Below are 26152 nucleotides of genomic sequence, written 5' to 3'. Positions count from 1 at the left end.
TTATTTTCTTAGTTTTTTAAGTGTATTTTTTTCCGCAAACGCAATAAACGCAATGTACACGATAAGAATCAGATTACCAATAATCAAATTAGAATCGAGAATGTAATAATTTGTACATGCTAAAGCAATTGCAATTCCCATGTAAAGTACAATTTTATTGACTTTATACGGAATCGGATAAACTTTCTGACCCCAAATGTACGAAATCACCATCATTACACCATACGCCAATAAAGTTGTCCAGGCAGAAACCATAAAACCATATTTTGGCAATAAAAAAACATTCAAAATAATAGTAATCGCACCACCAACCAATGAAATTATAGTTCCGATACTTGTTCTATCCGTTACTTTGTACCATGTTGAAAGGTTATAATAAATTCCGAAAAATAAATTCGCAATTAAAATAATTGGGACAATATCTAAAGCATTCCAATACGTTGAATTTGGAACAAATATTTTCTTAATCCAGTCAATATTTGCTAAAATTCCAAGAATTACAATATTACAAATGATACTGAAAAAGAACAAAATATTCGCGTATGTCTGTTTTGCATCTCCTTTTTTGGCAACTTTAAAGAAAAATGGTTCTATTCCCATTCGATAAGCTGTAACGAAAAGCGTCATTAATGTTGCTAATTTGTAACAAGCACCATAAGAACCCGCTGCTGCTGGATCTATTAATTGTCGTTGAACTAATTTATCGAAATTTTCATTTAAAATATACCCCAAACCAGCAATCATAATCGGATAACCGTACAAAAACATTTGTTTGAAAAGTGATTGATCAAATTTGAATTGAACATGACGTACAACGCCTATTAATAATACAAATCCTAAAATACTCGCTAATAAATTCGCTATAAAAGGATAGGAAATCGCATTATCAAAACCTAAACCTAGCATAAAATCTTTCGAAACATAATACAACAAACCAATTGTCAAAACTGCTTGAAAAACATTCTGAATTACGCGAATTGTTGTATATAATATTGGTCGATTTTTAAAACGTAGAACTGCAAAAGGGATCACACAAATTGCATCAAAAAAAGCAATCCACGCAAACCACAAAATATATTCTGGGTGATCGCTATAATTTGCAGAATCTGCCAGAGGTTGTAAAAAAAGAAAAACTAAAACGAGCATTGCAGTAGAACTCATCACCATAAACCAAAAAGCTGTATTCAACACTTTTTGATACATTCCTTCTTCGGTTGCATAACGGAAAAATGCAGTCTCGAAACCAAATGTTAAAATGACATTCAGGAAAGAAACCGCAGAATATAATTGAGAAAACATTGCAAAATCTGAATTATCAACTTGCTTGATAATAAAAAAATTCAATGCTAAAATAATTACCCTCGGCAATATAGAGCCAATACCGTAGATAATGGTCTCACTAAAAAGCTTTTTATACAAAGTCGTTAAAATTTTTACAAAATTGAGTTTCTTTTCGTAAAATTCAAAATACCTAAGCTACAAATTAATTAACTTTGTCTATTCAATACATATATTATGATAGAGTTATCTAATCGTAAAGTTGGATTAATAGGGAATGGAAGCTGGGCAACTGCGATTGCAAAAATGCTGAATAAAAACCTTGAAACTTTCAACTGGTGGGTAAAAGATGAATACGTAAAAGGATATTTGGAGCGAAATAGACATAATCCAAATTATTTAACTGATGTCGAATTTAAGTCAGAAAAGCTTAAAATTTCAACGGATATCAACGAAGTTGTCATGAATTCGGATATAATCTTTTTGGTTGTGCCATCTATTTACGTTGCCGATTGTTTAAGTAAATTAACTGTTCCGTTGACAGATAAATTTGTAGTAACATCAATCAAAGGAATTATTCCAGATCATTATCAATTGGTTGGACAATATTTGTTTGATAAATTCGATGTAAAAGAAGAACAATTAGGAATTGTAAGTGGTCCTTGTCACGCTGAGGAAGTTGCTTTGGAGCGTCTTTCTTATTTAACAATTGCGGCGCAAGACGAAAACAAAGCACAAGTTGTTGCGGATTGTTTAGCATGTGATTTTATCAAAACGAAACTTTCAAACGATATTTACGGAACTGAATTTGGCGCGGTATTGAAAAATATTTACGCGATTGCAGCAGGTATAGCGCATGGTTTGGGTTATGGAGATAATTTCCAAGCAGTTTTGATGAGTAATGCGATTCGAGAAATGAATCATATTTTAAAAACTGCAAGTCCAATGAAGCGTAAAATTAACGATTCGGCTTATTTAGGCGATTTGTTAGTAACAGGATATTCGTTCTTTTCACGAAATCGAATGTTCGGAAATATGATTGGAAAAGGTTACACCGTAAAATCTGCTATTTTGGAGATGAATATGGTTGCCGAAGGTTACTATGCGACAAAAGGTGTGGCAATTATGAATGAGCAATACCAAATAAAAGCGCCAATTATCAACGCTGTTCATAAGATTTTATACGAAGATAAAAACGCAAAAAAAACTTTCGAAAAGTTGTCTAAAAAATTAGATTAAGATGATTAAACAAGATTTTATTTCAAAATATATTCAAGAATTAAACAAAACATTGGCTCGAATCATTTCGTTAGAAGTTGGAAATGCAGATGAAGGTTTTTTGATTATTTTCAATCAAATGTTACAATCGTATTACAAAATTGATGATAATAATTTGTCGACTTTATTGGAAGCAAACGAAGAACGCGATCAATTTTTGTTGGCAGATGAATTGAAAAAGAAAAATATTTTGACGTTTATGAAAGCGATTCGTATTTATCTCAATCGAGAAGATTTTACAAAAGCAAAAGCATCTTACGAAGTCTTGAAACGCATTGAAAGCATCAATTCTGGAATTTTTCAATTTCCGACAGAAGAAGATCATTTGATTGTACAAGAACGAAAAGTTGTAGAAGAAAAAATGAGTAATTTGTAATAAAATCAAACTTTATAAAATTTCAAAAAAGCTGTTAGAAAACTAACAGCTTTTTTTTTGTATCTTAACACAACCTAAATCAACCTACTATGGATAACATTCTTTCATTACTATCATCATTATTTTGTTTTTTTCTCCATTTGCACTACTTCTTGGAATAACTTTTTGGGCAAGTAAATCACGCGAAAAGAAACAAAATGCTTTGTTAACACAAGTTCCTCCAAATGTAGAATTTAAAGCAGTTTTGCGTTATAACTTTGGAAATCTACAATCAAAATTCTTAAAAATGAAAGCGTTTCAAGGAAGTGGTGTTTTATATGTTTTGGACGACAAAACACATTATATCACCACAAATAATCCGAATGATAATTTTATTTTCGATCTGAAAACTTCACAAATCAATTGGATTGGTGTTAATCTTACAAATGGTTTGTTGGAATGGTTTCAATTGAAAAATGGAGAAAAAGATTATTATTTCAATTTCGAAACTGGCATGTTTATTTTTAATATAAATTCTAAAAAAAATGAACACAACACAAGTTTTTAATTACTTAAAAGAATCGCAGAAAAAATATCAATAATGCTAAAACCACTTCACAACGAAGTGGTTTTTCTATTTAATCAGAAAATCATCAACTCAAAACTTAATGATTTATTTTCCAATTTGTCCGTATCTTTGCGCAAACACAACAAAACAATGCAAATTTTAGACGGTATTAAACTGGCAAAAGAGATCAAACAAGAGATCAAGGAGCTGGTGCAGAATTACAAGGACCAAGGAGTTCGTGTACCACATTTGGGTGCAATTTTAGTAGGAAGTAATGGTGCTTCTCAGACCTATGTTGACAATAAAATCAAGGATTGTCATTTTGTAGGTTTCGAGTCATCAGAATTACGTTTGCCTGATACAATTTCTCAAGAAGATTTGATTGCAGAAATTGAAAAATGGAACAATGATGATACATTGGACGGGTTTATCGTGCAATTGCCATTACCAAAACACATCGATCAAGAAGCGGTTATCAATGCAATTGATCCTAAGAAAGATGTAGATGGTTTTCATCCGATGAATTTTGGTAAAATGGCGTTAGAAATGGAAACATTTTTACCTGCTACACCTTACGGAATTATGGAAATGTTAGAGCGTTACAACATTGATACAGCTGGTAAACATACAGTTGTGATTGGTCGTTCTCGCATCGTTGGTCGCCCAATGAGTATTTTGATGAGTAAAAACGGAAATCCTGGAAACAGTACAGTAACATTAACTCATTCGAAAACTCAAAATTTAGAACAATTTACAAAAGAAGCTGATATTGTGATCACTGCATTAGGTGTTCCTGGTTTCTTAAAAGCTGATATGGTAAAAGTTGGAGCGGTTATCGTTGACGTAGGAATTACACGCGTTGATGACGAAACTAATCCACGAGGATTTAGATTAGCTGGTGATGTAGATTTTGATAATGTAAAAGAAAAAGCATCGTGGATAACGCCAGTTCCAGGAGGAGTTGGACCAATGACACGCGCTATGTTATTAAAAAACACATTGTTGGCATACAACAACAAAAAATAAAATTATGATACACATTGCATCAACAACTGCAGAAGAACAACAATTGATACAAGAAGGGAAATTATTGCCTGTTATGGAGCATTTTTACACAATTCAAGGTGAAGGAATGTACACAGGTGTGGCTTCTTATTTTATTCGATTAGGAGGTTGTGATGTTGGTTGCCATTGGTGCGATGTAAAAGATAGTTGGGATGCTGAAAAGCATCCCTTAACTAATGTGGATGAATTGGTGGATTTGGCAACTTCTCAAGCCAAAACAATCATCATTACAGGAGGAGAACCTTTAATGTGGGATTTGACTTATTTGACAAAAAAACTACACGAAAAAGGTGCAAGAATCCATATTGAAACTTCGGGTGCCTATCCGTTGAGCGGAGAAATTGATTGGGTTTGTCTTTCTCCTAAGAAATTAATGTTGCCGTTAGACGAAGTTTGCGAAGCTGCAAATGAATTGAAATGTATTGTGTTCAATAATCACGATTTTCAATTTGCTGAAGAACAAGCTGCTCGAGTTGGAAAAGATTGTACGCTTTTCTTACAAACAGAGTGGAGCAAACGCGACAAAAACCTTCCATTGATTGTGGAATATGTAAAAGAAAATCCAAAATGGCGTTATTCTTTACAAACACACAAATATTTGGATATTCCTTAGAAATTTATCTGTTTAAAATCAGTTCTATTTAGACTGAGTAAATTTTTTTAAGTTACTGAATTTCATTATTTTTACATCAAACAAAAAATTGAAATAATGAAAAAAATAGCTTTGATGAGTTTCGCGGCAATTTTGATGATGAGCTGCGGAGATTCTAAGAAAGATGAATCAACTCAACCAGAAATAGATTATAGTACAGCTCCATCAGAAGATGCTGAAACTTCTACAGCTACGCCTGCTACAAACAATCATATTGTTTTGAAAGCGAGTGATGATATGCGCTACGATAAAACTGAATTTACAGTAAAAGCTGGTGAAGAAGTAACTTTAATCTTAATGAATGCTGGTGAAATGTCAAAAGAAGCAATGGGACATAATTTTATTTTGTTAAAACCAGGTTCTGATGCTTCTGCTTTTGCAAATACAGCGGCTTCTGCTAAGGCGACAGATTATATTCCGACAGAATTACAATCAGAAATTATTGCGCACACAAAATTGTTAGGTGGTAAAGAAAATGATCAAATCAAATTTACCTTAGAAGAAGGTACTTATGATTTTTTATGCTCTTTCCCAGGACATTTTGCAACAATGAATGGAAAAATTAAAGCAGTTAAATAGATTGTGCAATTATTTTTTATGTCAAATATAGTTTTGGCACAAATATTGAAATATTCATGTACGTATAAGATTTAGTAGAGTAAATTTTGTCCTCATGTGTTAATTTTAAGCCTGTTTTTCAACAGGCTTTTTTGTTTTTCAACAATTTAATATTCAAATATTTAACACTTATTTTAAACATTTTTATCCTATAATTTCATAACTTGTTAGTCACAATCAAAAAAATACTTTATTATGGGAAAGAATGTAGCACATCAAATTGTAGAATTACTAGAAAAAGCGAATATAAAACGTGTTTATGCAGTAACTGGTGATAGTCTCAATTTTTTTAATATTGCAGTTAAACAAAGTGACAAAATTGATTGGGTTCATGTAAGACATGAAGAAGCTGGAGCAATAGCTGCTACTGCCGAATCAGAATTGAATGGGATTGGATGTTGCGCTGGAAGTTCTGGTCCTGGTCATGTACATTTGATTAACGGAGTTTATGAAGCGCATAAATCAAGAACTCCTTTAGTTGTAATTGCCTCTACTCTGCCTACAATAGAATTTGGTACAGATTATTTTCAGGAAACGAATACTATTAAACTTTTTGATGATTGTAGTTGTTATAATCAAATTATAACTCGAGCAGAACAAGTTCCTAGAATGGTACAAACAGCAATACAACATGCTATTTCAAAAAAAGATGTTGCAATTATTGGACTTCCAGGAGATATTGCAGAAATGGAAGCCGTTGAAAGTAATTATACCTCGAATTTCTATTTCAATCAACCTATTATTACTCCAAATAAAACTGAATTAAGAGAAGCTGCTTCTATTATAAATGATGCTAATAATATTACCTTATTCTGTGGAATTGGCGCATCTCAAGCAAATGAAGAAGTTATAAAACTTTCTCGTCATTTGCATGCTCCAGTTGGATATTCGTTCAAAGGAAAAATGAGTATTCAACCCAATAATCCAAATGAAATAGGAATGACAGGATTACTTGGTCAACCATCTGCTTATCATGCTATGCACAAAGCTGATTTAATTATTTTGATTGGTACCGATTTTCCTTATAAAGATTTTATTCCAACAGATAAAAAAATCATTCAAATTGATTCAGATGGCTCTAAACTTGGACGAAGAGCTAAAATTGATTTAGGATTAGTCGGAAATGCAAAAGAAACAATTAACGAATTAATTGAGTTATTAGAACCTAAGCAAGACAAAGATTTTTTGGATAGTCAATTAGAAATGTACAAGAAAGTTCTTGAAAGCAAAATGACATTTGTTCATGAAAAAGGAAAAGAAAATGCCATTCAACCCGAATATGCAGCTTATTTATTAGATGAGTTAGCTACAAAAGATGCTATTTTTACAGTTGATACAGGAATGTGTTGTGTTTGGGGAGCACGTTATATAACGGGTACGGGGGAAAGGAAAATGTTAGGATCTTTTAATCATGGTTCTATGGCAAATGCAATGCCTCAAGCGATTGGTGCACAAATGGCATATCCTGATAGACAAATTATTGCGATGTGTGGAGATGGTGGAATCTCAATGTTATTAGGAGATTTAGCAACCATCAAACAATATAATCTACCTGTTAAACTAATTATTTTTAATAATAGAACATTAGGAATGGTCAAATTGGAAATGGAAGTTGCTGGTTTACCTGACAATGAAACAGATATGGAAAATCCTGACTTTACTTTGATTGGAAAAGCAATGGGAATAGAAAGCGAATCGGTTAAAAATCCTGATGATTTACCTGATGCAATCGGAAGAGCTTTTGCGCATAATGGACCGTATTTATTAAATGTATTTACAAATCCAAACGCTTTAGCAATGCCTCCAAAAGTAGATCTTGATCAAATGATTGGAATGACAAAATCTATGGCGAAACTAATGTTAGGTGGAAAAATGAATGAGGTAATGGAAACGATTAAATCCAATTATAAACATTTAAAAGATTTATAATGAATCAACCATCATCTATCACACAATCAAGTAAAAAACTTTTCATCATTGCATGGGTTTTAGGCTTAATCTTTTATTTCATTGATTACGCAACTCGTTCTGCGCCTTCATTAATGATCACAGATTTGGCTCAGAATTACAACATTTCTAAAGAAAATTTAGTTTCTCTCATTGGAACATATTATTACTCTTATTCGATATTCGCTTTAATTGCTGGAATATGTTTAGACAAATTTGGTGCAAGATATTCGATGTTTGCAGGGTGTTTTATACTCGGAATAGGATGTATTTTATTTATTGTTTCCTCCCAATTTGCTGGAACAACAGGCAGATTATTACAAGGAGCAGGTAGCGCATTTGCTTTTCCTGGTTGTGTCTATTTAGCAACCAAAGGATTCTCATCAAAATCTTTAGCAACAGCAATAGGCTTCTCTCAATGTATAGGAATGCTTGGAGGAGCGGCAGGACAATTTGTGGTTGCGCCATTATTAGAAAATGGTTTTGGATATAAAACATTTTGGATAATTGCTGGAGTTTTATGTATAATTCCAGCTGTAGCAATGCTGTTCATAACTCCAAAATCGTCTGAAGAAGAGATCGAAAAAAGTAAACAAACCTCTTTTATTGAACCTTTCAAAATTATTTTCAGCAATCCAAATTCTTGGTTAACTGGTATTATTTCTGGATTATTATTTATACCGACAACAATTTTTGCCATGACTTGGGCTGTTCCTTTTTTCAAATTAGACTTAGGTTTTGATGCTCACAATGCTGCTATGACTGCTGCTATGGCGTCACTAGGCTGGGTAGTTGGATGTCCATTAATGGGTTATATAACGGATAAAATAGGAAAAAGAAAATCTGTTATTCTTTTTGGTTGTATCGGAATGATCCTGATGTTTTTACAACTCATTTATCTTTCAGATTTAATTCCAATAAAAGTTACATTTTTCATTTTTGGGCTTTTCTCTGGAGTCGCAATGATCCCATATTCGGTTATCAAAGAAGCTAATCCAGATTATGTAAAAGGCTCTGCAACTGGAGTTCAAAACTTTTTGACATTTGGTGTAACTTCTCTAGTTAATCCTGTTTTTGCTAAATTATATGGAAACGAAATTGTAAATGTTACAGATAAAACTGTACATTATCATCAAGCAATTTGGTTTTGGATCATTGGAATATTTATTGCCATTATTCTAACCTTATTTTTAAAAGAAACTGGTCACAAAAATTCATAAAAAAATCCGCTCATTGAGCGGATTTTTTAGTAATTGTATTGATAAATTATTTTCTCCAATATTTATAAGCATTGATTAATCCATTTGTAGAAGCATCATGAGAAGTAACTTGTTCATCATTTTCTAACTCTGGTAAAATCACATTTGCTAATTGTTTTCCTAACTCTACTCCCCATTGATCAAAAGAGAAAATATTCCAAATAACACCTTGCACAAAAATTTTGTGTTCGTACATCGCAATTAAATTTCCTAAAACTTTTGGAGTCAATACTTGATATAAAATTGAGTTTGTAGGACGATTTCCTTCAAAAATTTTGAAAGCAGTTAAGAAATCAATTTCTTCTTTCGATTTCCCTGCTTTTTCTAATTCAGCAACAACCGTTTCTTCATCTTTTCCAAAAGCTAAAGCTTCTGTTTGAGCAAAAAAGTTTGATAATAATTTTGCATGATGGTCGCCTAAAACATTCAACGAATTAGCTCCTGCAATAAAATCGGCTGGAATTAATTTTGTTCCTTGATGAATTAATTGATAAAAAGCATGTTGTCCATTTGTTCCTGGTTCTCCCCAAATAATTGGTCCCGTTTCATAATCTACTTTTTTTCCATCACGACCAACATATTTACCATTACTTTCCATATCTCCTTGCTGAAAATATGCTGCAAAGCGCGATAAATATTGTTCATAAGGTAGCAAAGCAACCGAATCTGCACCAAAGAAATTGTTGTACCAAATTCCTAAAAGCGCTAAAACAACTGGTATATTTTGATCTAAAGTTTCTGTCTTGAAATGCACATCCATTTCATGCGCTCCCTCTAACAATTCTTCGAAATTATCGAAACCAACTGCCAAAGCAATGCTCAAACCAATCGCGCTCCACAACGAATAACGACCGCCAACCCAATCCCAAAATTGGAACATATTTGCTGTATCAATTCCGAAATTTGCAACGCCTTCTGCATTTGTCGATAACGCCACAAAATGTTTCGCTACATCAGCTTCTTGCGCATCAGAATTCAAAAACCACTCTTTTGCCGAAAACGCATTTGTCATCGTTTCTTGCGTTGTAAATGTTTTTGAAGCAACAATAAATAAGGTTGTTTCTGGATTTATTTCTTTAAAAGTTTCTGCTAAATGCGTTCCATCAATATTCGAAACAAAATGAATATTCAAACGAGTTTTATAATGTTTCAATGCTTCCGTCACCATCACAGGTCCAAGGTCAGAACCTCCAATTCCAATGTTGACAACGTCTGTAATTTCTTTTCCTGAAAAACCTTTCCATTCACCCGAAATTACTTTCTCCGAAAAAGATTTCATCTGATCTAACACCTCATTAATTTGAGGCATCACATCTTTTCCGTCAACCAAAACTTCTTCATTAGAGCGATTGCGTAAAGCTGTATGTAGAACAGCACGTTTTTCAGTAACGTTAATGACATCTCCTTCAAACATTTGCTGAATTGCTGTATCAACATCCATTTCTTTCGCTAAATCAACCAAAAGTTGAATCGTTTCTTCATTAATTCTATTTTTCGAATAATCCACTAATAATGAAGGATATTGAATCGAAAATTCTTCAAAACGATTTGCATTTTGAGCAAATAATTCTTTGATTGACGTATGTTGAATCGTTTGAAAATGTTTCTCTAACGCATTCCAAGCATTCGTAGTTGTTGGATTGATTGTATTTAAAGCCATAATATTTTTAGTATTCTTTCCTTAACAAATTTAATCATTTCATGCTCATCTCAAAACCAATATTATTACGATAACGTTTTAGATGAAAATTTTATGAAATAATTAATAAACGATTAATGTAACCTTTTTAAAAACAATGCGTCATATAGCAAACAACAAAGTCATGAGCAACTATTTTTTTGGATTAATTTTAAGTATTTGTACAATCGTTCAAGCCCAAATTCAAGTGAAAGGAACTGTAAAAGACAGTAATAATTTGCCAATTTCATACTGTTCTATTGGAATAGAAAATTCAGAAGTTGGAGCAATTACAGATGAAAATGGTCAATTTTCTATCGAAATTCCCGAAAATTTAACTAAAACTCATTTAGTTTTTGATGCGTCAGGTTATAATTTAACTTCAAAATCGGTTCATGATATTCAACAAAGTTCTGTTGTTATATTAACTGAAAAATCAATTTCATTGTCAGAGGTGACACTGAAAACAGAAAAAATGAAAGAGAAAATTATTGGACAAAAAACTCGTCCGATGCTTACTTTTTCTAAAATGTTTGATGAAAATGTACCTACAATTGAACAAGGAAATATTTTTGAAATTTACCCAACTACAAAACTGAATGCGTTTAATTTTCATATTATTCCAAGTTCTAAATTTGAAGAAATAACGCTGAAAGTTAATATTTATTCGGTCAAAAATGGGTTACCCGTAGAATCCATTTTAGATAAAAACATTATTTATAAAACTTCTACAACAGGATGGCAAAAAATTAATTTAACACCTTATAAATTTCGATTCAAAAATGTTGATCAAATTGCTGCAACACTACAATTAGTTGGTTATAAAAAATTAGATCAAGAAGATTTTGTTTTTGGTGTTTCGGCTAAAAAATCTTTAGCAAAAGATTTATTGTTTAGGTATCAAAGTCAAGGTAATTGGGAAGCTTCCGAAGGCGTTTTTATCGCCAACTTAGATCTTTTATATTCAAAAGATAAATTGACTATAAATGAGGAAAAGCCTGAAGAAATTGATACAAAAACAAAAGAATTAATTTCATATTATCAACATAAAGAGAATGCTAAAAAGTTGATTTATGGAAAAAATAAGTTAGGAAAATATATTGACATAAACGATGCAAAGATTTATTATGAAGAATATGGACAAGGTGAGCCTTTGATTTTTTTACATGGAAATAACGGAAGTATAGAAGATTTTTATCAACAAATTCCATTTTTTGCCAAGCATTATCGAGTAATTGTTCTTGATACGCGCGGACAAGGGAGAAGTACAGATTTGACAAATACACCTTACACTTATGAAGAATTTTCAAACGATTTACTTCAAGTGATACAAAAACTTAATCTAAAGAAAGTAAATCTTGTTGGTTGGAGTGATGGTGCAAACACAGCTTTAATTATCAATACTCAACATCCTGAATTAGTTAATAAAATTATAACAATTGGAGCAGTTCTTAATCCAAATGGAGTAAGCGAAGAACTGATTGAGAATTTGAAAAGTTTAGTAAATAGATCTTCAGAAAATACGAATTTACGCTTAATCAAATTGATGTTAAATGAACCAAAAATTACTAAACTAGAATTAAATAAAATTCAAAATCCTGTATTGGTCATTGCTGCAGAAAAAGATGAAGTAAAAGAGAGTCATACTAAAGAAATTCAACAAAATATTTCAAAAGCAGAGTTATTGATTATTCCAAATTCGACACATTATGTTCCTTTCGAGCAACCAAAAGTATTAAATGAAGCCATTTTGAAGTTTTTGAAAAAATAGGAACATAGGTTTAGTTTTCATTTTCTCCATATCTTTACCCAACTAAACCAACTCAATGAAATACATCACAGGTTTCTTCGTCCTTATTTGGCGCATTTGGATGATTTTATTAGCCGCAATTTATGTCCTAACAATTGGTGTTTTTATCGTATTACCTTTAGCAAACTTCGATAAAACATTTCCTTACATCTACCCATTTATAAGATATTGGGGAAAATTTGTTTTGTATGGAACAGGATTTAGAATAGATTACAAAAAACTTGTTCCACTCGATCCAAAAGAAAATTATGTTTTTATAGCTAATCATACTTCGGTGATGGATATTATGTTGATGTTGACTATTCTAAAACATCATCCAATCGTATTTGTAGGCAAGGCAGAATTGCTTAAAATCCCTATCTTTGGACGAATATTCGAACGAATTTGTATCCCTGTCGACCGAAAAAGTGCACGTAGTAAAGCACTTGTTTATCCCGAAGCAAAGAAAAAGTTAGACAAAAATCTGAGTATTTTTATTTTTCCTGAAGGCGGCGTTACAAACGACAAAGAATTCAAAATTTATTTGGATCCTTTCAAAGATGGAGCGTTTAACATTGCGATTGAAACACAAACACCTTTGGCTGTTTTGGCGATTCACGGTGTTAATAAAATGTTTCCATTCAATTGGTTTCGAGGATATCCAGGGAAAATAAAAGTTCGATTATTGGCGACTTTCGAAACGAAAGATTTGAATGTAAAAAACGATAAAGTGGCGCTGAAAGAAGCTGCTTACAACATGATTTTAAAAGATTTAGAACAATGAAAAATTTAGTTTATATCGCATTAGGAACGGCTTTAACGGCGGTTAGTTGCAATAAACAAATCACTTCTACCACAGAAACTGAAGCAAAGGATAATCAAACTTTTGCTGATTTAGATAAAACTCGCATCAAACATTTGAGTTTAGATATCGAAACTGATTTCGATAAGCATCAAATCAAAGGTTCGGCGGCTTATACATTCGAAAATAATCAAGCAAAACAATTGATTTTAGATACCGAAAAACTAATAATTGATTCAGTTTTATTAGCGAATGGAAAAAAAACAACATACAAATTAGGTGAAAAAGATTCTATTAAAGGTCAAGCCTTAATCATTGATGTTACGCCAAATGATACAATTGTAAAAGTTTTCTACAAAACTTCTCCAGACGCAAATGCCTTACAATGGTTAAATGCACAACAAACTCACGATAAAAAGCATACGTTTTTATTGTCGCAAGGACAAGCGATTTTAACGCGTTCTTGGATTCCAATTCAGGATACACCAAGTGTTCGCTTAACGTATGATGCAAAAGTAAAAACGCCAAAAGATTTGTTGCCTTTGATGAGTGCAATCAATCCGAAAGAGAAAAATGCAGAAGGTGTTTACACGTTCAAAATGCCTCAACCAATTGCACCTTATTTGATTGCTTTGGCTGTTGGTGATGTACAATATCAACCAATCGATAACAGAACGGGAGTTTATGCAGAACCTGGCTTATTGAAAGCTGCTGCGTGGGAATTTGCCGACATGGGAAAAATGGTAACGGCTGCCGAGAAATTGTACGGAAAATATCCTTGGGAACAATTTGATGTATTGGTTTTACCGCCTTCGTTTCCTTTTGGTGGAATGGAAAATCCGCGTTTAACATTCGCAACACCAACTGCAATTGTAGGTGATCGTTCGATGACGAATTTGATTGCACACGAATTGGCGCATTCTTGGTCTGGAAATTTAGTAACGAATTCTACTTGGGATGATTTCTGGGTAAATGAAGGATTTACAGTTTATTTCGAACGTAGAATTATGGAAGAATTAGAAGGAAAAGATTATGCAGATATGATTTCGGTAATCGGTTTTCAAGATTTGGAAACGTCGATGAAAAATATTCCAGAAAAATATACTTCATTAAAAGTGAACATGAAAGGTGCAAATCCTGATGATGCTTTTTCTGATGTTCCGTACGATAAAGGTTATTTATTTTTGAAAATGTTAGAAGATAAATATGGTCGTAAAAAATTTGATAAATTCTTGAATCAATATTTTTCTTCGCACGCTTTCCAAACGATGACGACAGAAAAATTTGTGGAGTATTTGAAAACTAATTTGACAAATGGAGACGATTCTTTTGTTCAAGAATGGATTTATAACACAGGTTGGCCAAAAGATTTGAAAAAACCTACTTCAAAATTATTCGATTTAGCAGAAGCACAGTTACAGCAAGATATTAAAAACGGGCGAAATAAAGTTGCTCCGAAAAAAGTGGCGATATCTACGAAATCTACAAACGAATGGGTTCATTTTATTCGTCAAATTGATACGACTAAAAACACGAAAGAAGATTTAGCTTATTTGGATGCTATTTATGATTTTACAAATTCAAAAAATCCAGAAATTGAATGTGCTTGGTACGAAAAAGCATTTTTAATGCATTACGATAAAGTCAACACAAATGCAAAAGAATTCTTGGTAAATGTTGGTCGTCGTAAATTTTTAGAGCCTTTATATTTAGCTTTAAAAGAATCTAATCAATTGGATTTAGCGAAGAATATTTATAAAGATGCGCGTCCAAATTATCATTTTGTTGCGCGTCAAACAATTGATACAATGTTAAATTACAAACCATAAAACATGGCGATTGTAGCATATACAGACGGTTCGTCGTTGGGAAATCCTGGTCCAGGAGGATTTGGTTGTATTTTGTTGGAAACCGAGAAAAAAGTCAAAAAAGAAATTTCTCAAGGTTTTCGACTAACGACCAATAATCGAATGGAATTGTTGGCAGTTATTACGGCTTTGGAAACGCTAAAGTTCACCAACACGGAGATTACTATTGTGACCGATTCTAAATATGTGGTAGATGCTGTGGAAAAACGTTGGGTTTTTGGTTGGGTGCAAAAGAATTTCAAAGGAAAGAAGAATGCTGATTTGTGGAAAAGATTTTTAGAAGTTTATAAAATTCATCGCGTAAAATTTCAATGGATTAAAGGTCATGCTGGACATCATTGGAACGAAGAAGCTGATAAATTGGCGGTTGCAGCAGCAAATAAACCAGAAAATTTTAAGATAGATTCTTACTTCGAAATTCATCAAAACGAAGAATAATTTTCTACTTTTGTGAGGCAGAGAGGAAAATGAAAATGAAGAAGTTGTGGAGATTTCTCCCACTAATTTTAATTACAATTTACAGTTGTTCGCCTAAAAAAGAAAAAGGTGAACTTGTCTACTTTAGTGGACGAATCGCCAATGCACAAACAGATAGCATTTACCTATTATTGAATAATCGTGAAAAGGCTTTTGCTTTAGATTTTGATGGAAATTTTTCGGATACAGTTCAGTTAGTTGACGAAGGCTACAAAACACTTTCTATCGAGCGCGAAGAGTTTACAATTTATTTGATTCCAGGTGATAGTTTGATTCTAAATACAGATTTAAAACATTTGGAGAATAATTTCAAATTCTCTGGAATAGGAAAAAATCGAAACAATTATTTGGTTGACAAAAGTTTTAAAATGGATAAATTCTTAACTGAACATACCGAATTATTTAAACTTGCTCCGCCAGATTTCAAAAATCAAATCAAAAAGTTTCATCAAAAAGTTTTCAAAGATTTAGAGAAATTAGAAGTTAATTCTTCGTTCATCAAAACGGAAAAAACGAATTTAGATTACGATTTTATCAATTTGTTGTACATGTACAAGGATTCTTACACTTACTACAATCCTGCTTCTCAGCAATTACCTGTTAATTTTTTGACAGAATTAGACGAAATCGATCTAGATAATGACGAGGATTATAGAACGTATCAGAGTTACCGTAATATTGTCTTAACAAACTTACAAGAAAAATTATATCAAGGAATTTCTGCTGATGCTTTGTTAGAAAATATCAAAAGTCAGTCAATTAAAAATGGTTTTATTAATTCATTAATCTATGAACTTGATCCAAAAGATCCGAATAGCAACGGAATTTATCAAGCGATACAAAAACACTGCAATTATCAACCTTGGTTGAATGAGGCTGCAAAGCGCATGAAAAAATTTGGTTGATAACTTTAAAAAATAAAAGCCACTTCTTTCGAAGTGGCTTTTTGTTTTTATTATAATATCTTATTGTCTTTGTCTCACTGCTTCGTAAACGCAAATCGCTGCTGCGTTACTCACATTTAGCGAATCAACAAACCCTAACATTGGAATTTTGATTAAAACAGCTGAATTATCAGCCCAAAAATCAGAAAGCCCTGTTGCTTCTGTTCCTAAAATAATGGCAGAAGATTTTGTGAAATCAGTCTCGTATAAATTCTTTGTTTCTTCTCTTAAAAATGTTGAAACCACTTGAATATTTTTCGATTTTAAGAAATCCAAAACGGCCTCTTTACTTGCTGATGTAATTTGATTGGTAAACAATGTTCCAACCGAAGAACGAATCACATTCGGATTGAAAAAATCAACTGTTTCATCACAAACAATTACAGCATCTACTTTTGCTCCATCTCCAGTTCGTAAAACTGCACCAAGATTCCCTGGTTTTTCTACAGCTTCCAAAACAACAACCAACGCATTTTCTGGTAATTGTAAATCCGTTAATGTCGAAGATTTCGTTTTATAGGCACCGATAATTCCGCCTGTCGATTTTCTATACGCAAGCTTTTCAAAAACTTGTTTGGTAATTGTAAATACTTTTGCCTGTCCAAAATCAATTGATTTGTTATAAATATCTTCGCAAATATAAATTTCAACCGCTTCGTAACCACCTTTTACAGCTAATTCATTTTCTTGTGTTCCTTCCACAATAAATAAACCTTGATTTTTACGTTCTCTCGATTTTTCTTGCAATTTCAGCAAGTTTTTAATCCTTGGATTTTGAAGACTTTCTATTAACATTTTACAAAATTACTCGAAATTCTTTGAAGTAGATTCAAATTATTTCATTGTTGCTAATTTTTTACTTACAACTTTTACTAACTTATATTTTAATGAAGATGCATCTGCTGGTGGATTTTCAATTTCAGATTTTGAAACAATAATTTGATATTCATAACCTGGTTCATGCTTAAATCCTTCAATCTGATTATAAAAATATTGCCATTCAGCTGCATTTGCTTCTTTTACCATCATACATTGCATTTTTGCAACTCCTGCGGTACATTCTCTTGTTTCTGGAGCAACTGTTAACAATTCTTCTCCTTGTTTCAATTCTTTAGTTGAAGCACAAGAGGCAAATAAACCGATACTTAAAATACTTGATAAAATAATTTTTTTCATGGAATATCATTTATTGTTTGACAACAAATATTATGCTAAAAACTAACTTAAACTTCAAAGTAAATTCATTCTCAAAAATTTAACTTGATTATAAATAACTTAATCACTTGTATTTTTTGTTGTACCTTTGCACCTTAAAATCAGAATTTTCGTATGACCAAAGATGGAAAAATGGAGTTGATGGCTCCTGCTGGGAATTTCGAATCGTTACAAGCGGCTTTAGATAATGGAGCTGATTCTGTATATTTCGGAGTTGAGCAGTTGAATATGCGTGCGAGAGCATCAATAAACTTTACAATGGACGATTTACCAGAAATCGTAAGACGTTGTGAAGAAAAAGGTGTGCGTTCTTACCTTACTTTAAATACAATTATATACGATCACGATTTATCTTTAATCAAAAACTTATTGGACAGAGCAAAAGAAGCAAATATTACGGCTGTTATTGCGATGGATCAATCTGTTATTGCTTATGCAAGACAAATTGGGATTGAGATTCATATTTCGACACAAATTAACGTTACGAATATCGAAACAGTAAAATTCTATGCAATGTTTGCTGATACAATGGTATTGTCGCGTGAATTGAGTTTGAAACAAGTGAAAAAGATTTGTGAACAGATTATCAAAGATGATGTTCGTGGACCGAGTGGAAATTTAGTTGAAATCGAAATTTTCGGTCACGGAGCATTGTGTATGGCTGTTTCAGGTAAATGTTACTTGAGCTTACATTCGCACAATTCTTCTGCAAATCGTGGAGCTTGTAAACAAAACTGTCGTAAAAAATATACGGTAATCGACCAAGAATCTGGTTTCGAAATCGAATTAGATAACGAATACATGATGTCGCCAAAAGACCTTTGTACAATGGAATTTTTGGATGAAGTGGTTGATGCTGGTGTAAAAGTATTGAAAATTGAAGGTCGTGGACGTGCTCCAGAATACGTTGCAACTGTAATTCGTGCGTATAGAGAAGCGATTGATTCTATTGCGGATAAAACATATTCAAAAGAAAAAGTGGATTACTGGATGGGATTATTGCAAACTGTTTATAATCGTGGTTTTTGGTCTGGATATTATTTAGGTCAAAAATTAGGAGAATGGTCTGCTGTTCCAGGTTCTATGGCAACTCAGAAAAAAGTTTATATCGGAAAAGGAGTTCATTTCTTCCCAAAACCAAGTATTGGTCAATTTGTAATTGATGCCTATGATTTGAAAATTGGAGATTTAATTTTAGTTACAGGACCAACAACTGGAGCCAAAGAAATGGTGGTAACAGAAATGATGGTGGAAGATGTAAAATCTGATACAGCTAAAAAAGGTGATTCGATTACAATTCCGATGGAATTTAGAATTCGTCCATCTGATAAATTATACAAATTAGTAAAAGTAGAAGAGCCAGGAACGCAACAAAATAGTGTTGAAGAAGGCGCTTATTCTCATTAAAAAAATAGTTATCAATGGTCATTATTACGTTACAACGCGATAAATGCATCGGATGCAACTATTGTTATGAGTTAGCACCAGAACGATTCAGAATGTCAAAAAAAGACGGTAAATCTGTTTTATTAAAAGCAATTGATAAAAAAGGTTTCCACACGTTGAAAGATTCTGATCATTCTATCGCAGATAATTGCGAACGTGCTGCCAAAGCTTGCCCTGTAAATATAATTACAGTAAAAGAAATATAGATTAAAACATTAGCTATATAAAAAGTCTATCAAAATTTTGATGGACTTTTTTATTTTTAAAATTTATTTGACTAATACACAACCACATAAAATACAATTACGGTTTCCCGCATTTTTTATAAGCAACCTTTTTACCATATTTGCATCTAGATAATAGAATTGATAACGAAATTAAAAATGTCAAAACCGAAGAGAATTCACAAAACTTACAAAAAGTCTTTATTCAGTAAAATGAAAGTAAAACCTGTTAACTTATTGTTATTTATGGCAATCGCTTGTTTTATTTTTGTTTTAGTTTTTCTAAATTAATTGAAACGTATTACTCTCTACTTTTTTACTTTGATAATTTCTTAACTTCGTATCAAACTACGAAGAAATGACAAAATCTGAAGCTAGAAAATATTATCGAACGTTGAGAAAATCGTTCACTAAAGAAGAAGTGGATGACTTGAGTGATCAAATTTTTGAACACATCAAACACTTAGATTTTTCTACAGATCAGACTTTTCATATTTTCTTACCTATCGAAAAAAATAACGAAATCAATACTTATCCAATCATAAATTGGCTATTTCAACAACAAAAAAAGGTGGTTTTGCCTATGGTTATTGGCGATGATATGATTAATTGTAAAGTAGAAAAAGGTTTCGAAACGGTATTAAATTCACTTCAAATTCCAGAACCTATTCACTATTCAGAAATTGATTCTAAAGCTATTGATGTTATTTTTATTCCAATGTTTGTTACCGATAAAAAAGGAAATCGTGTAGGTTACGGAGGAGGATATTATGATAAGTTTTTGGCAAGATGTAGAGCTGATTCAAAAAAAATAGGTCTAACTTATTTTAGACCTATCGAATATATTGAAGACGCTTATTTTGGCGATTTTCCTCTTGATTTCTGTATTACTCCAGATGGAATTGAATCTTTCTGAATCGAGTCTTTTTTATCATTTAGTGTTCTGAAATAGAATTTAAACTCTCGCTGAAATTTGATCGGCTCTTGTTTTAACACAAATACACCAACATGATTATTGGTTTCGATTAACTTTTTATCCGAATTGAAATAATTAATTGTATACGCAATTCGCTTGATAGAGTCTGGTGTAATCGAATCTTTTGGTAAAATTGCAAATTTAGAAACGGAAGTAAATGTTACTTTTTTCGAACGAAGCTCTCTCAATAACGAAAATATTTCGGTCGTATCTTTTTTAGGAAAATAAGACAACAATTGATCTCTCAACAAGCTATCAACAACCGTATCATTGGTATTAGATGCCAACGCCGAAAGCTCGAAAAACTCGCGTAATTTTTGCTTTGCAATAAAATTTACAGCTTCTACCGAATCCATCTTACTACTTACTGTTGATGCTTCGTTTTTGTAACCTTTTATCGCTTCTGGGTTATACTCTCCTTTATATTTATCGTCTTTGCACGAAAATATCATCCAAACACTCATCAGCAATATCATGCTAAACTGAACTATTTTACTTATCGTTCTCATCTTGCTGGATTTTAAATTTTAATTTCACAATTTTTCCATTTTTCCTTTCCGATTCGATCAAAGAAAAATTCTTTAACGATGTCGTAGGCATTGTAACTAAATTGATATATTGTTGTTTCGAAAGAATCTCTACACCAAAAAAATCATTGTCATACACTTGATAAATCAACGCATCATCCGCAATCATTTGATTTAGCTTAGAAATTCGTTGTTTCAAATCTTTTGCTGAATTCGAATAATAATACAGCATAATCTTATAATCATCTGGCTCTAACAAAAGCTTTTCAGGCTGATTATATTGATGTAAATTAACCTTAAACGTATCTTGTTTATAATAAGGCGAACTCACAAACATCTTGATTGTATCTTTTTGCGATTCAAATTTGATACAACCTGTTTTCGTTGATAAATAAAGTGGCGTAAAACCATCTCTAATAATTGTAACCTCAACAGAATTGGTAATTGCAGCTTGTCTATCCGAATCTACAAAACAAAATTCATATTCTCGCTGACCAAAAATTGAAAAATAAATAGTTGCGCCAATTCCGCTCAACAAAACAACTGCAGCTGCTATTATTGAAATCAATTTTAGCTTAGGTTTTGTTTTAGCAACTTTCTCTTTTACCTGAATTATTTCTTTTTCTGTTGATGGTTTAACATCTACTGGAATCTCTACTTCAGATTCTTCAGGAATTATATGTTGTGATGAAAAATTTTCGTTTTCTATTGCTTCAATCGTCGATTCTTCAGTCTTATTTGGACCAAAATGTTCGATTTTCTGAACATTAAGAAAGTGTGCCCAATTTTTATATCCACAATATTGTGCCAAAAGATTGAGCATATCAATACGCGGAAGTTTCTTAAAATCTGACTTAAAATACGTATAAAACCATTTTTCACTAACAGTAGATCTGGTTTTATTGAATAAATCGTCTTGAAAAGATGTAATTTCTTGCCCCTTCCAATCGGAGATATTTTCGGATTGAGCAGAATTTTCTTCCAAAAATCGATTTGAAATCGTTTTTTTCAGAATTTCGAAAATTTCTATATCTGTAAATTTGCTCAAAAAAATAAAATTTATAAAGTTGGTTTTCAATATTTTGTAAAATAATTTCGATTTTACAAATTTTCTTTTAATACAACTACAAATAAAATAATTTTTTTGATATGTTGAGTTGTATTTCTTTATTAATGCTTTGTTAAATGATTTCTTTTGTTGTAAAACATTTGTTGAATATTAGATGATTGGATTACAATCATCTTACAACTATTTTACTTCAAAAAACTTTGATGTCTGCTTAACTTTGGTTCAACAAAATGATTGAAAAAATCAAGAAAAAAAAATCAATTAAACATATCAAAAATTAAAGTTATGAAAAAATTAGCATTAAACGTAATCGTATTAGGAGTAATCGGAACTTCATTTGGTCTAACATCTTGTAATTTATTTGGATCGAAAGAAACAAAAACTGAAACAGAAGTAAAAAATGACACGATTACAACAATCGAAGATTCTGTAAAAATTGACTCTGTAGGAAAAGATTCTGTTGTTATCAAAGATTCGGCAGTTGTAAAAGAAACTCCTGTAAAAGTTGAAACAACTACGACTACAACAACAGAGAAAAAATAATTTGTAGAATAGATTAAACAAAAAAATCAAATGAAAAAATTAGCGTTATTCGCTTTCGCAGCGATTTCTTTCACAGCAATTTCTTGTAAACAAGAACCAACAAGTGTAGGAGAACCAACAACAGTTATTGAAGATTCTGTAAATGTTGAAAAAGCAGAAATTCCTTCGGCAGATTCTGTAGAAGGAGTTACGGTAGATTCTTCGAAAACTGTAAATCCAGCAGGAACAACAAAAGATTCTGTTGCGAAATAGAACTTAAAAACTCAAAAAAAATCCGCTCGTTAAGCGGATTTTTTTGTTTCTATATCTAAGATTAAGATTCTTTCAATGATTTAATATCAATCACAAAACGGTACTTCACATCAGATTTCATCATTCGCTCGTAAGCTTCATTAATGTTTTGAATATCGATCATTTCGACATCAGACACAATATTATGTTCTCCACAAAAATCTAACATTTCTTGTGTTTCCTTGATTCCTCCAATTAAAGATCCTGCTAAATTACGACGTTTCATAATCAATAAACCTCCGTGAACAGCATCTAAAGGCTCGATAGCTCCAACCATACACATTGTTTTATCTAATTTTAATAATTGTAAATATGGATTAACATCGTGTTTTACAGGAATTGTATTCAATAAAAAATCAAATGAATTTGCATGCGCTTTCATTTGTGTTGCATCTTTCGAAATCAAAACCTCATCAGCTCCAAGTTTCTTTGCATCTTCACCTTTAGACTCAGATGTTGTAATCATTACAACATGTGCACCCATTGCTTTTGCAAATTTAACACCCATATGTCCCAAACCTCCAAGACCAATTATACCAACTTTATCGCCCGATTTTACATTCCAGTGACGCAAAGGCGACCACGTTGTAATTCCCGCACACAACAATGGCGCAGCAGCTTTTACATCGATATTTTCGGGTACGTGAAGCACAAAATCTTCTTCTACCACGATGTTTTCTGAATAACCACCGTAAGTGATTCCACCATGTTTCGAGTTTTTAGAATTGTACGTTCCTGTAAAACCATTTTCACAATACTGCTCCAAACCTTCGTCGCAAGAATGACAATGTTGACAAGATTCTACCATACAACCTACTCCAACCAAATCTCCAACTTTAAACTTTGTTACATCAGAACCAATTTCTTTTACTCGACCAATAATTTCGTGCCCTGGAACAACTGGATAATTTGGTTTTCCCCAATCGCCTTTCGCTGTATGAATATCGCTGTGACAAACTCCACAATACTCGATATCTATAAAAATATCTTTCGCATGTAAATGTCGACGTTCTATTGTGTGTGGCGCTAATGGATCAGTTTCATTAAACGCTGCGTATGTTTTTGTGTTCATTATTTTTAAAATTTTTAATCCTATAAAATTAAAAAATCTACCTGAATAATCAGATGGTTTTGAATGAATTAAATTATAATTATTTCAATTTTTTGATTCCCATGTTCCACAAAGTGAATGCATATTTATCAGCTGTTTCATTAATCACAACTTCTGTCGAACGACCTGCTCCGTGACCAGCTTTCGTTTCAATTCTGATTAAAACTGGATTATCACACGCTTGTTTCGCTTGTAAATTAGCCGCAAACTTGTACGAATGCGCAGGAACTACACGATCATCATGATCTCCTGTTGTGACTAATGTAGCAGGATAACATGTTCCTTCTTTTACATTGTGAACTGGTGAATAACCTTTCAAATACTCGAACATTTCTTTGCTGTCATCAGCAGTTCCGTAGTCATAACCCCAACCTGCACCAGCAGTAAACGTATGATAACGTAACATATCTAAAACCCCAACCGCAGGCAATGCTACTTTTGCTATTTTTGGATTAATTGTTTCTGTTGCGCCAACTAATAATCCTCCGTTAGATCCTCCTGATAATGCAGTAAAATCTGGTGAAGTATAATTATTTTTCTGTAAATATTCTGCAGCAGCAATGAAATCATTAAAAACATTTAATTTATTGAATTGACGCCCTCCATCGTGCCATTTTTTACCATATTCTCCACCTCCACGTAAGTTTGGAACAGCGTAAACTCCACCATTTTCAATCCAAGCAGCAGTTGCTGGACTAAATCCTGGCGTTAAACTAATATTGAATCCTCCGTATCCATAAACGATTGTAGGATTTTTACCATTTTTCTTCAATCCTTTTTTATACGTAATAATCATCGGAACTTTTGTTCCATCTTTTGACGTATAAAAAACTTGTTCAGAAATGTAATCATCTGAATTAAATTTTACATTTGGTTTAATGTAAACATCCGAAGATCCCGTTTCTACATTGTATTTGTAGCTTGTAGATGGTGTGATATAATTTGAAAATCCGAAATAGATTTCTTTCTCTGATTTTTTTCCTCCAAATCCTGATGCAGAACCAACGCCTGGCAATGTAATTTGACGGACTTTTGATCCATCATATTTGTATTGCTCCACAACCGAAATTGCATCTTTTAAGTATTTAGCAAATAAATAACCTCCTCCTGTAGAAACAGATAATACATTTTCAGTTTCTGGAATAACTATTTTCCAAGCAGCTTCGCTCAAATCAGAAATAGTTGCTTTAACTACTTTATTGTTTGGTGCTTTGTTATTTGTAAAAATGTAGAAAGTCTCTCCATCGTTATCAATCACAGAAGTATTTGTATCAAAATTATTCACAATTGTTTTGATTGGGCTATTTGCTTGAGACAAATCTTGATAATACAACTCATTTCCAGTTGTTGTATTTGCAGCTGTAATAATTAAGAAACGCTCATCATCCGTCAAATAAGCACCAACATAGCGGCGAGGTGTTTCTGCTCCTCCAAAAATCAATTGATCTTTTTTCTGAGCTGTTCCTAATTTGTGGTAATATAATTTGTGTTGATCTGTTTTCTCAGATAATTCAGATCCTTTTGGTTTATCATAAGACGAATAGTAGAAACCGTCGTTTCCTTTCCAAGCTGTTCCAGAGAATTTAACATCAATCAATGTTTCTCCAACTTGTGTTTTATCTTTTGCGTTAAGAACAATTACTTTTCTCCAATCTGATCCACCTTCTGAAATTGAATAGGCAACTAAGCTTCCATCTTTAGAAAAGCTAACATCAGCCAACGAAACAGAACCATCTTTCGAGAATTTATTCGGATCTAAAAAAACTTCTTCTGTTCCATTTTCACCTAATTTACGGTACAAAACTGAGTGTTGTTGTAAACCATCATTTTTGTAGTAATACGTATAATCTCCTTCTTTAAAAGGAGTCGAAATTTTCTCGTAATTCCAGATATCCGTCAACGATTTTTTCAATTGTGTACGTAATGGAATTTCATTCAAATAAGCATAAGTTGCTTTATTTTGTTCAATTACCCATTTCTTAGTATCTTCAGACAAATCATCTTCCAACCAACGATATGGATCTTGTACATTCTCTCCAAAATACGTATCAACATGATCAATTTTTTTTGAATCTGGATACTTTTTCTTATAACTCTGTGCATTCACTCCTACCATAAGGGCAACATTAAATAAAATAAAAGCAGTTTTTTTCATTTCTTCTTAGTATAGCT

General features: G+C 32.3%; 26 protein-coding genes. 18 read left to right on the top strand and 8 right to left on the bottom strand.

Annotated features, from left to right (window positions below; translation table 11 throughout):
- The gene (locus B3578_RS00410) at positions 1-1419 is read right to left on the bottom strand and encodes a lipopolysaccharide biosynthesis protein (RefSeq protein ID WP_125349197.1); all 1419 of its coding nucleotides are present in this window, start codon (positions 1417-1419) and stop codon (positions 1-3) included.
- Between the two features lie 96 nt (positions 1420-1515).
- Here B3578_RS00410 and B3578_RS00405 point away from each other — a divergent pair, with 96 nt between their 5' ends.
- From B3578_RS00405 to B3578_RS00370, 8 genes are all read left to right on the top strand, one after another.
- Positions 1516-2517 (top strand): NAD(P)H-dependent glycerol-3-phosphate dehydrogenase, encoded by a 1002-nt coding sequence (locus B3578_RS00405; RefSeq protein ID WP_038336564.1) that lies wholly within the window; start codon positions 1516-1518, stop codon positions 2515-2517.
- A gap of 1 nt (position 2518) precedes the next feature.
- A complete protein-coding gene (locus B3578_RS00400; RefSeq protein ID WP_038336563.1) occupies positions 2519-2932 on the top strand; it encodes a hypothetical protein in 414 nt (137 codons plus the stop codon).
- Between the two features lie 124 nt (positions 2933-3056).
- On the top strand, positions 3057-3479 hold the full coding sequence (locus B3578_RS00395) for a hypothetical protein (RefSeq protein ID WP_286495472.1): 423 nt from the start codon (positions 3057-3059) through the stop codon (positions 3477-3479).
- Between the two features lie 150 nt (positions 3480-3629).
- Positions 3630-4505 carry a bifunctional 5,10-methylenetetrahydrofolate dehydrogenase/5,10-methenyltetrahydrofolate cyclohydrolase gene (locus B3578_RS00390; RefSeq protein WP_125349219.1) on the top strand — a complete coding sequence of 292 codons (876 nt, stop codon included), beginning with the start codon at positions 3630-3632 and terminating at the stop codon, positions 4503-4505.
- A 4-nt stretch (positions 4506-4509) separates the two neighbouring features.
- Positions 4510-5157: a 7-carboxy-7-deazaguanine synthase QueE gene (locus B3578_RS00385; RefSeq protein ID WP_052217917.1), complete on the top strand. Its 648-nt coding sequence runs from the start codon at positions 4510-4512 to the stop codon at positions 5155-5157.
- Positions 5158-5253: 96 nt separating this feature from the next.
- Positions 5254-5775, top strand: a complete 522-nt coding sequence (locus B3578_RS00380) for a plastocyanin/azurin family copper-binding protein (protein WP_125349193.1) — start codon at positions 5254-5256, stop codon at positions 5773-5775.
- Between the two features lie 234 nt (positions 5776-6009).
- Positions 6010-7743, top strand: coding sequence for a thiamine pyrophosphate-dependent enzyme (locus B3578_RS00375; RefSeq protein ID WP_286495849.1), 1734 nt, complete (start codon positions 6010-6012; stop codon positions 7741-7743).
- Positions 7743-8981 carry an MFS transporter gene (locus tag B3578_RS00370; protein WP_291046173.1) on the top strand — a complete coding sequence of 413 codons (1239 nt, stop codon included), beginning with the start codon at positions 7743-7745 and terminating at the stop codon, positions 8979-8981. The genes B3578_RS00375 and B3578_RS00370 overlap by 1 nt, the downstream gene beginning before the upstream one ends.
- Before the next feature lie 46 nt (positions 8982-9027).
- Here B3578_RS00370 and pgi read toward each other — a convergent pair whose 3' ends face one another.
- Positions 9028-10680 (bottom strand): glucose-6-phosphate isomerase, encoded by a 1653-nt coding sequence (gene pgi, locus B3578_RS00365; protein WP_291046171.1) that lies wholly within the window; start codon positions 10678-10680, stop codon positions 9028-9030.
- A gap of 163 nt (positions 10681-10843) precedes the next feature.
- Between pgi and B3578_RS00360 the strand changes: the two genes are divergently transcribed.
- The 5 genes from B3578_RS00360 to B3578_RS00340 are packed head-to-tail and all read left to right on the top strand — an operon-like array spanning position 10844 to position 16539.
- A complete protein-coding gene (locus B3578_RS00360; RefSeq protein ID WP_291046169.1) occupies positions 10844-12469 on the top strand; it encodes an alpha/beta fold hydrolase in 1626 nt (541 codons plus the stop codon).
- 55 nt (positions 12470-12524) lie between these two features.
- A complete protein-coding gene (locus tag B3578_RS00355; RefSeq protein ID WP_286495845.1) occupies positions 12525-13271 on the top strand; it encodes a lysophospholipid acyltransferase family protein in 747 nt (248 codons plus the stop codon).
- Entirely contained in the window at positions 13268-15118 is a 1851-nt protein-coding gene (locus B3578_RS00350; protein WP_291046166.1) for a M1 family metallopeptidase, read from the top strand. Before B3578_RS00355 ends, B3578_RS00350 begins: the two co-directional genes overlap by 4 nt.
- A gap of 3 nt (positions 15119-15121) precedes the next feature.
- Complete coding sequence (gene rnhA, locus B3578_RS00345; RefSeq protein ID WP_038336544.1) at positions 15122-15595, top strand: ribonuclease HI; 474 nt, start codon at positions 15122-15124, stop codon at positions 15593-15595.
- Between the two features lie 35 nt (positions 15596-15630).
- Positions 15631-16539: a hypothetical protein gene (locus B3578_RS00340; RefSeq protein ID WP_291046163.1), complete on the top strand. Its 909-nt coding sequence runs from the start codon at positions 15631-15633 to the stop codon at positions 16537-16539.
- A 60-nt stretch (positions 16540-16599) separates the two neighbouring features.
- Here B3578_RS00340 and B3578_RS00335 read toward each other — a convergent pair whose 3' ends face one another.
- Positions 16600-17373 (bottom strand): TrmH family RNA methyltransferase, encoded by a 774-nt coding sequence (locus B3578_RS00335; RefSeq protein WP_291046161.1) that lies wholly within the window; start codon positions 17371-17373, stop codon positions 16600-16602.
- Positions 17374-17412: 39 nt separating this feature from the next.
- Positions 17413-17754 carry a DUF4377 domain-containing protein gene (locus B3578_RS00330; RefSeq protein WP_219034657.1) on the bottom strand — a complete coding sequence of 114 codons (342 nt, stop codon included), beginning with the start codon at positions 17752-17754 and terminating at the stop codon, positions 17413-17415.
- 153 nt (positions 17755-17907) lie between these two features.
- Between B3578_RS00330 and B3578_RS00325 the strand changes: the two genes are divergently transcribed.
- From B3578_RS00325 to B3578_RS00315, 3 genes are all read left to right on the top strand, one after another.
- Complete coding sequence (locus B3578_RS00325) at positions 17908-19200, top strand: peptidase U32 family protein (protein WP_280035167.1); 1293 nt, start codon at positions 17908-17910, stop codon at positions 19198-19200.
- Positions 19201-19214: 14 nt separating this feature from the next.
- Positions 19215-19445 carry a ferredoxin gene (locus B3578_RS00320; RefSeq protein ID WP_291046154.1) on the top strand — a complete coding sequence of 77 codons (231 nt, stop codon included), beginning with the start codon at positions 19215-19217 and terminating at the stop codon, positions 19443-19445.
- A gap of 376 nt (positions 19446-19821) precedes the next feature.
- Complete coding sequence (locus B3578_RS00315; RefSeq protein ID WP_291046152.1) at positions 19822-20379, top strand: 5-formyltetrahydrofolate cyclo-ligase; 558 nt, start codon at positions 19822-19824, stop codon at positions 20377-20379.
- On the opposite strand, the gene B3578_RS00310 is transcribed toward B3578_RS00315, so the two are convergent.
- Entirely contained in the window at positions 20319-20948 is a 630-nt protein-coding gene (locus B3578_RS00310) for a hypothetical protein (protein ID WP_286495842.1), read from the bottom strand. The genes B3578_RS00315 and B3578_RS00310 overlap by 61 nt on opposite strands.
- Entirely contained in the window at positions 20932-22014 is a 1083-nt protein-coding gene (locus tag B3578_RS00305) for a hypothetical protein (protein ID WP_291046148.1), read from the bottom strand. The genes B3578_RS00310 and B3578_RS00305 overlap by 17 nt, the downstream gene beginning before the upstream one ends.
- A 306-nt stretch (positions 22015-22320) precedes the next feature.
- Between B3578_RS00305 and B3578_RS00300 the strand changes: the two genes are divergently transcribed.
- Positions 22321-22578: a hypothetical protein gene (locus B3578_RS00300; RefSeq protein ID WP_286495840.1), complete on the top strand. Its 258-nt coding sequence runs from the start codon at positions 22321-22323 to the stop codon at positions 22576-22578.
- A 30-nt stretch (positions 22579-22608) separates the two neighbouring features.
- On the top strand, positions 22609-22830 hold the full coding sequence (locus tag B3578_RS00295) for a hypothetical protein (protein WP_125349179.1): 222 nt from the start codon (positions 22609-22611) through the stop codon (positions 22828-22830).
- Positions 22831-22891: 61 nt separating this feature from the next.
- Here B3578_RS00295 and B3578_RS00290 read toward each other — a convergent pair whose 3' ends face one another.
- Entirely contained in the window at positions 22892-23941 is a 1050-nt protein-coding gene (locus B3578_RS00290; RefSeq protein WP_219034651.1) for an NAD(P)-dependent alcohol dehydrogenase, read from the bottom strand.
- Between the two features lie 79 nt (positions 23942-24020).
- Positions 24021-26135 carry a prolyl oligopeptidase family serine peptidase gene (locus B3578_RS00285; protein ID WP_286495839.1) on the bottom strand — a complete coding sequence of 705 codons (2115 nt, stop codon included), beginning with the start codon at positions 26133-26135 and terminating at the stop codon, positions 24021-24023.
- Between the last annotated feature and the right edge of the window lie 17 nt (positions 26136-26152).

The organism is Empedobacter sp. UBA1574 (assembly GCF_002322895.1).
Lineage (GTDB): Bacteria > Bacteroidota > Bacteroidia > Flavobacteriales > Weeksellaceae > Empedobacter > Empedobacter falsenii_B.
The sequence above is the reverse complement of the archived record's forward strand: the minus strand, read 5'-3'. Positions and strand labels throughout refer to the sequence as shown.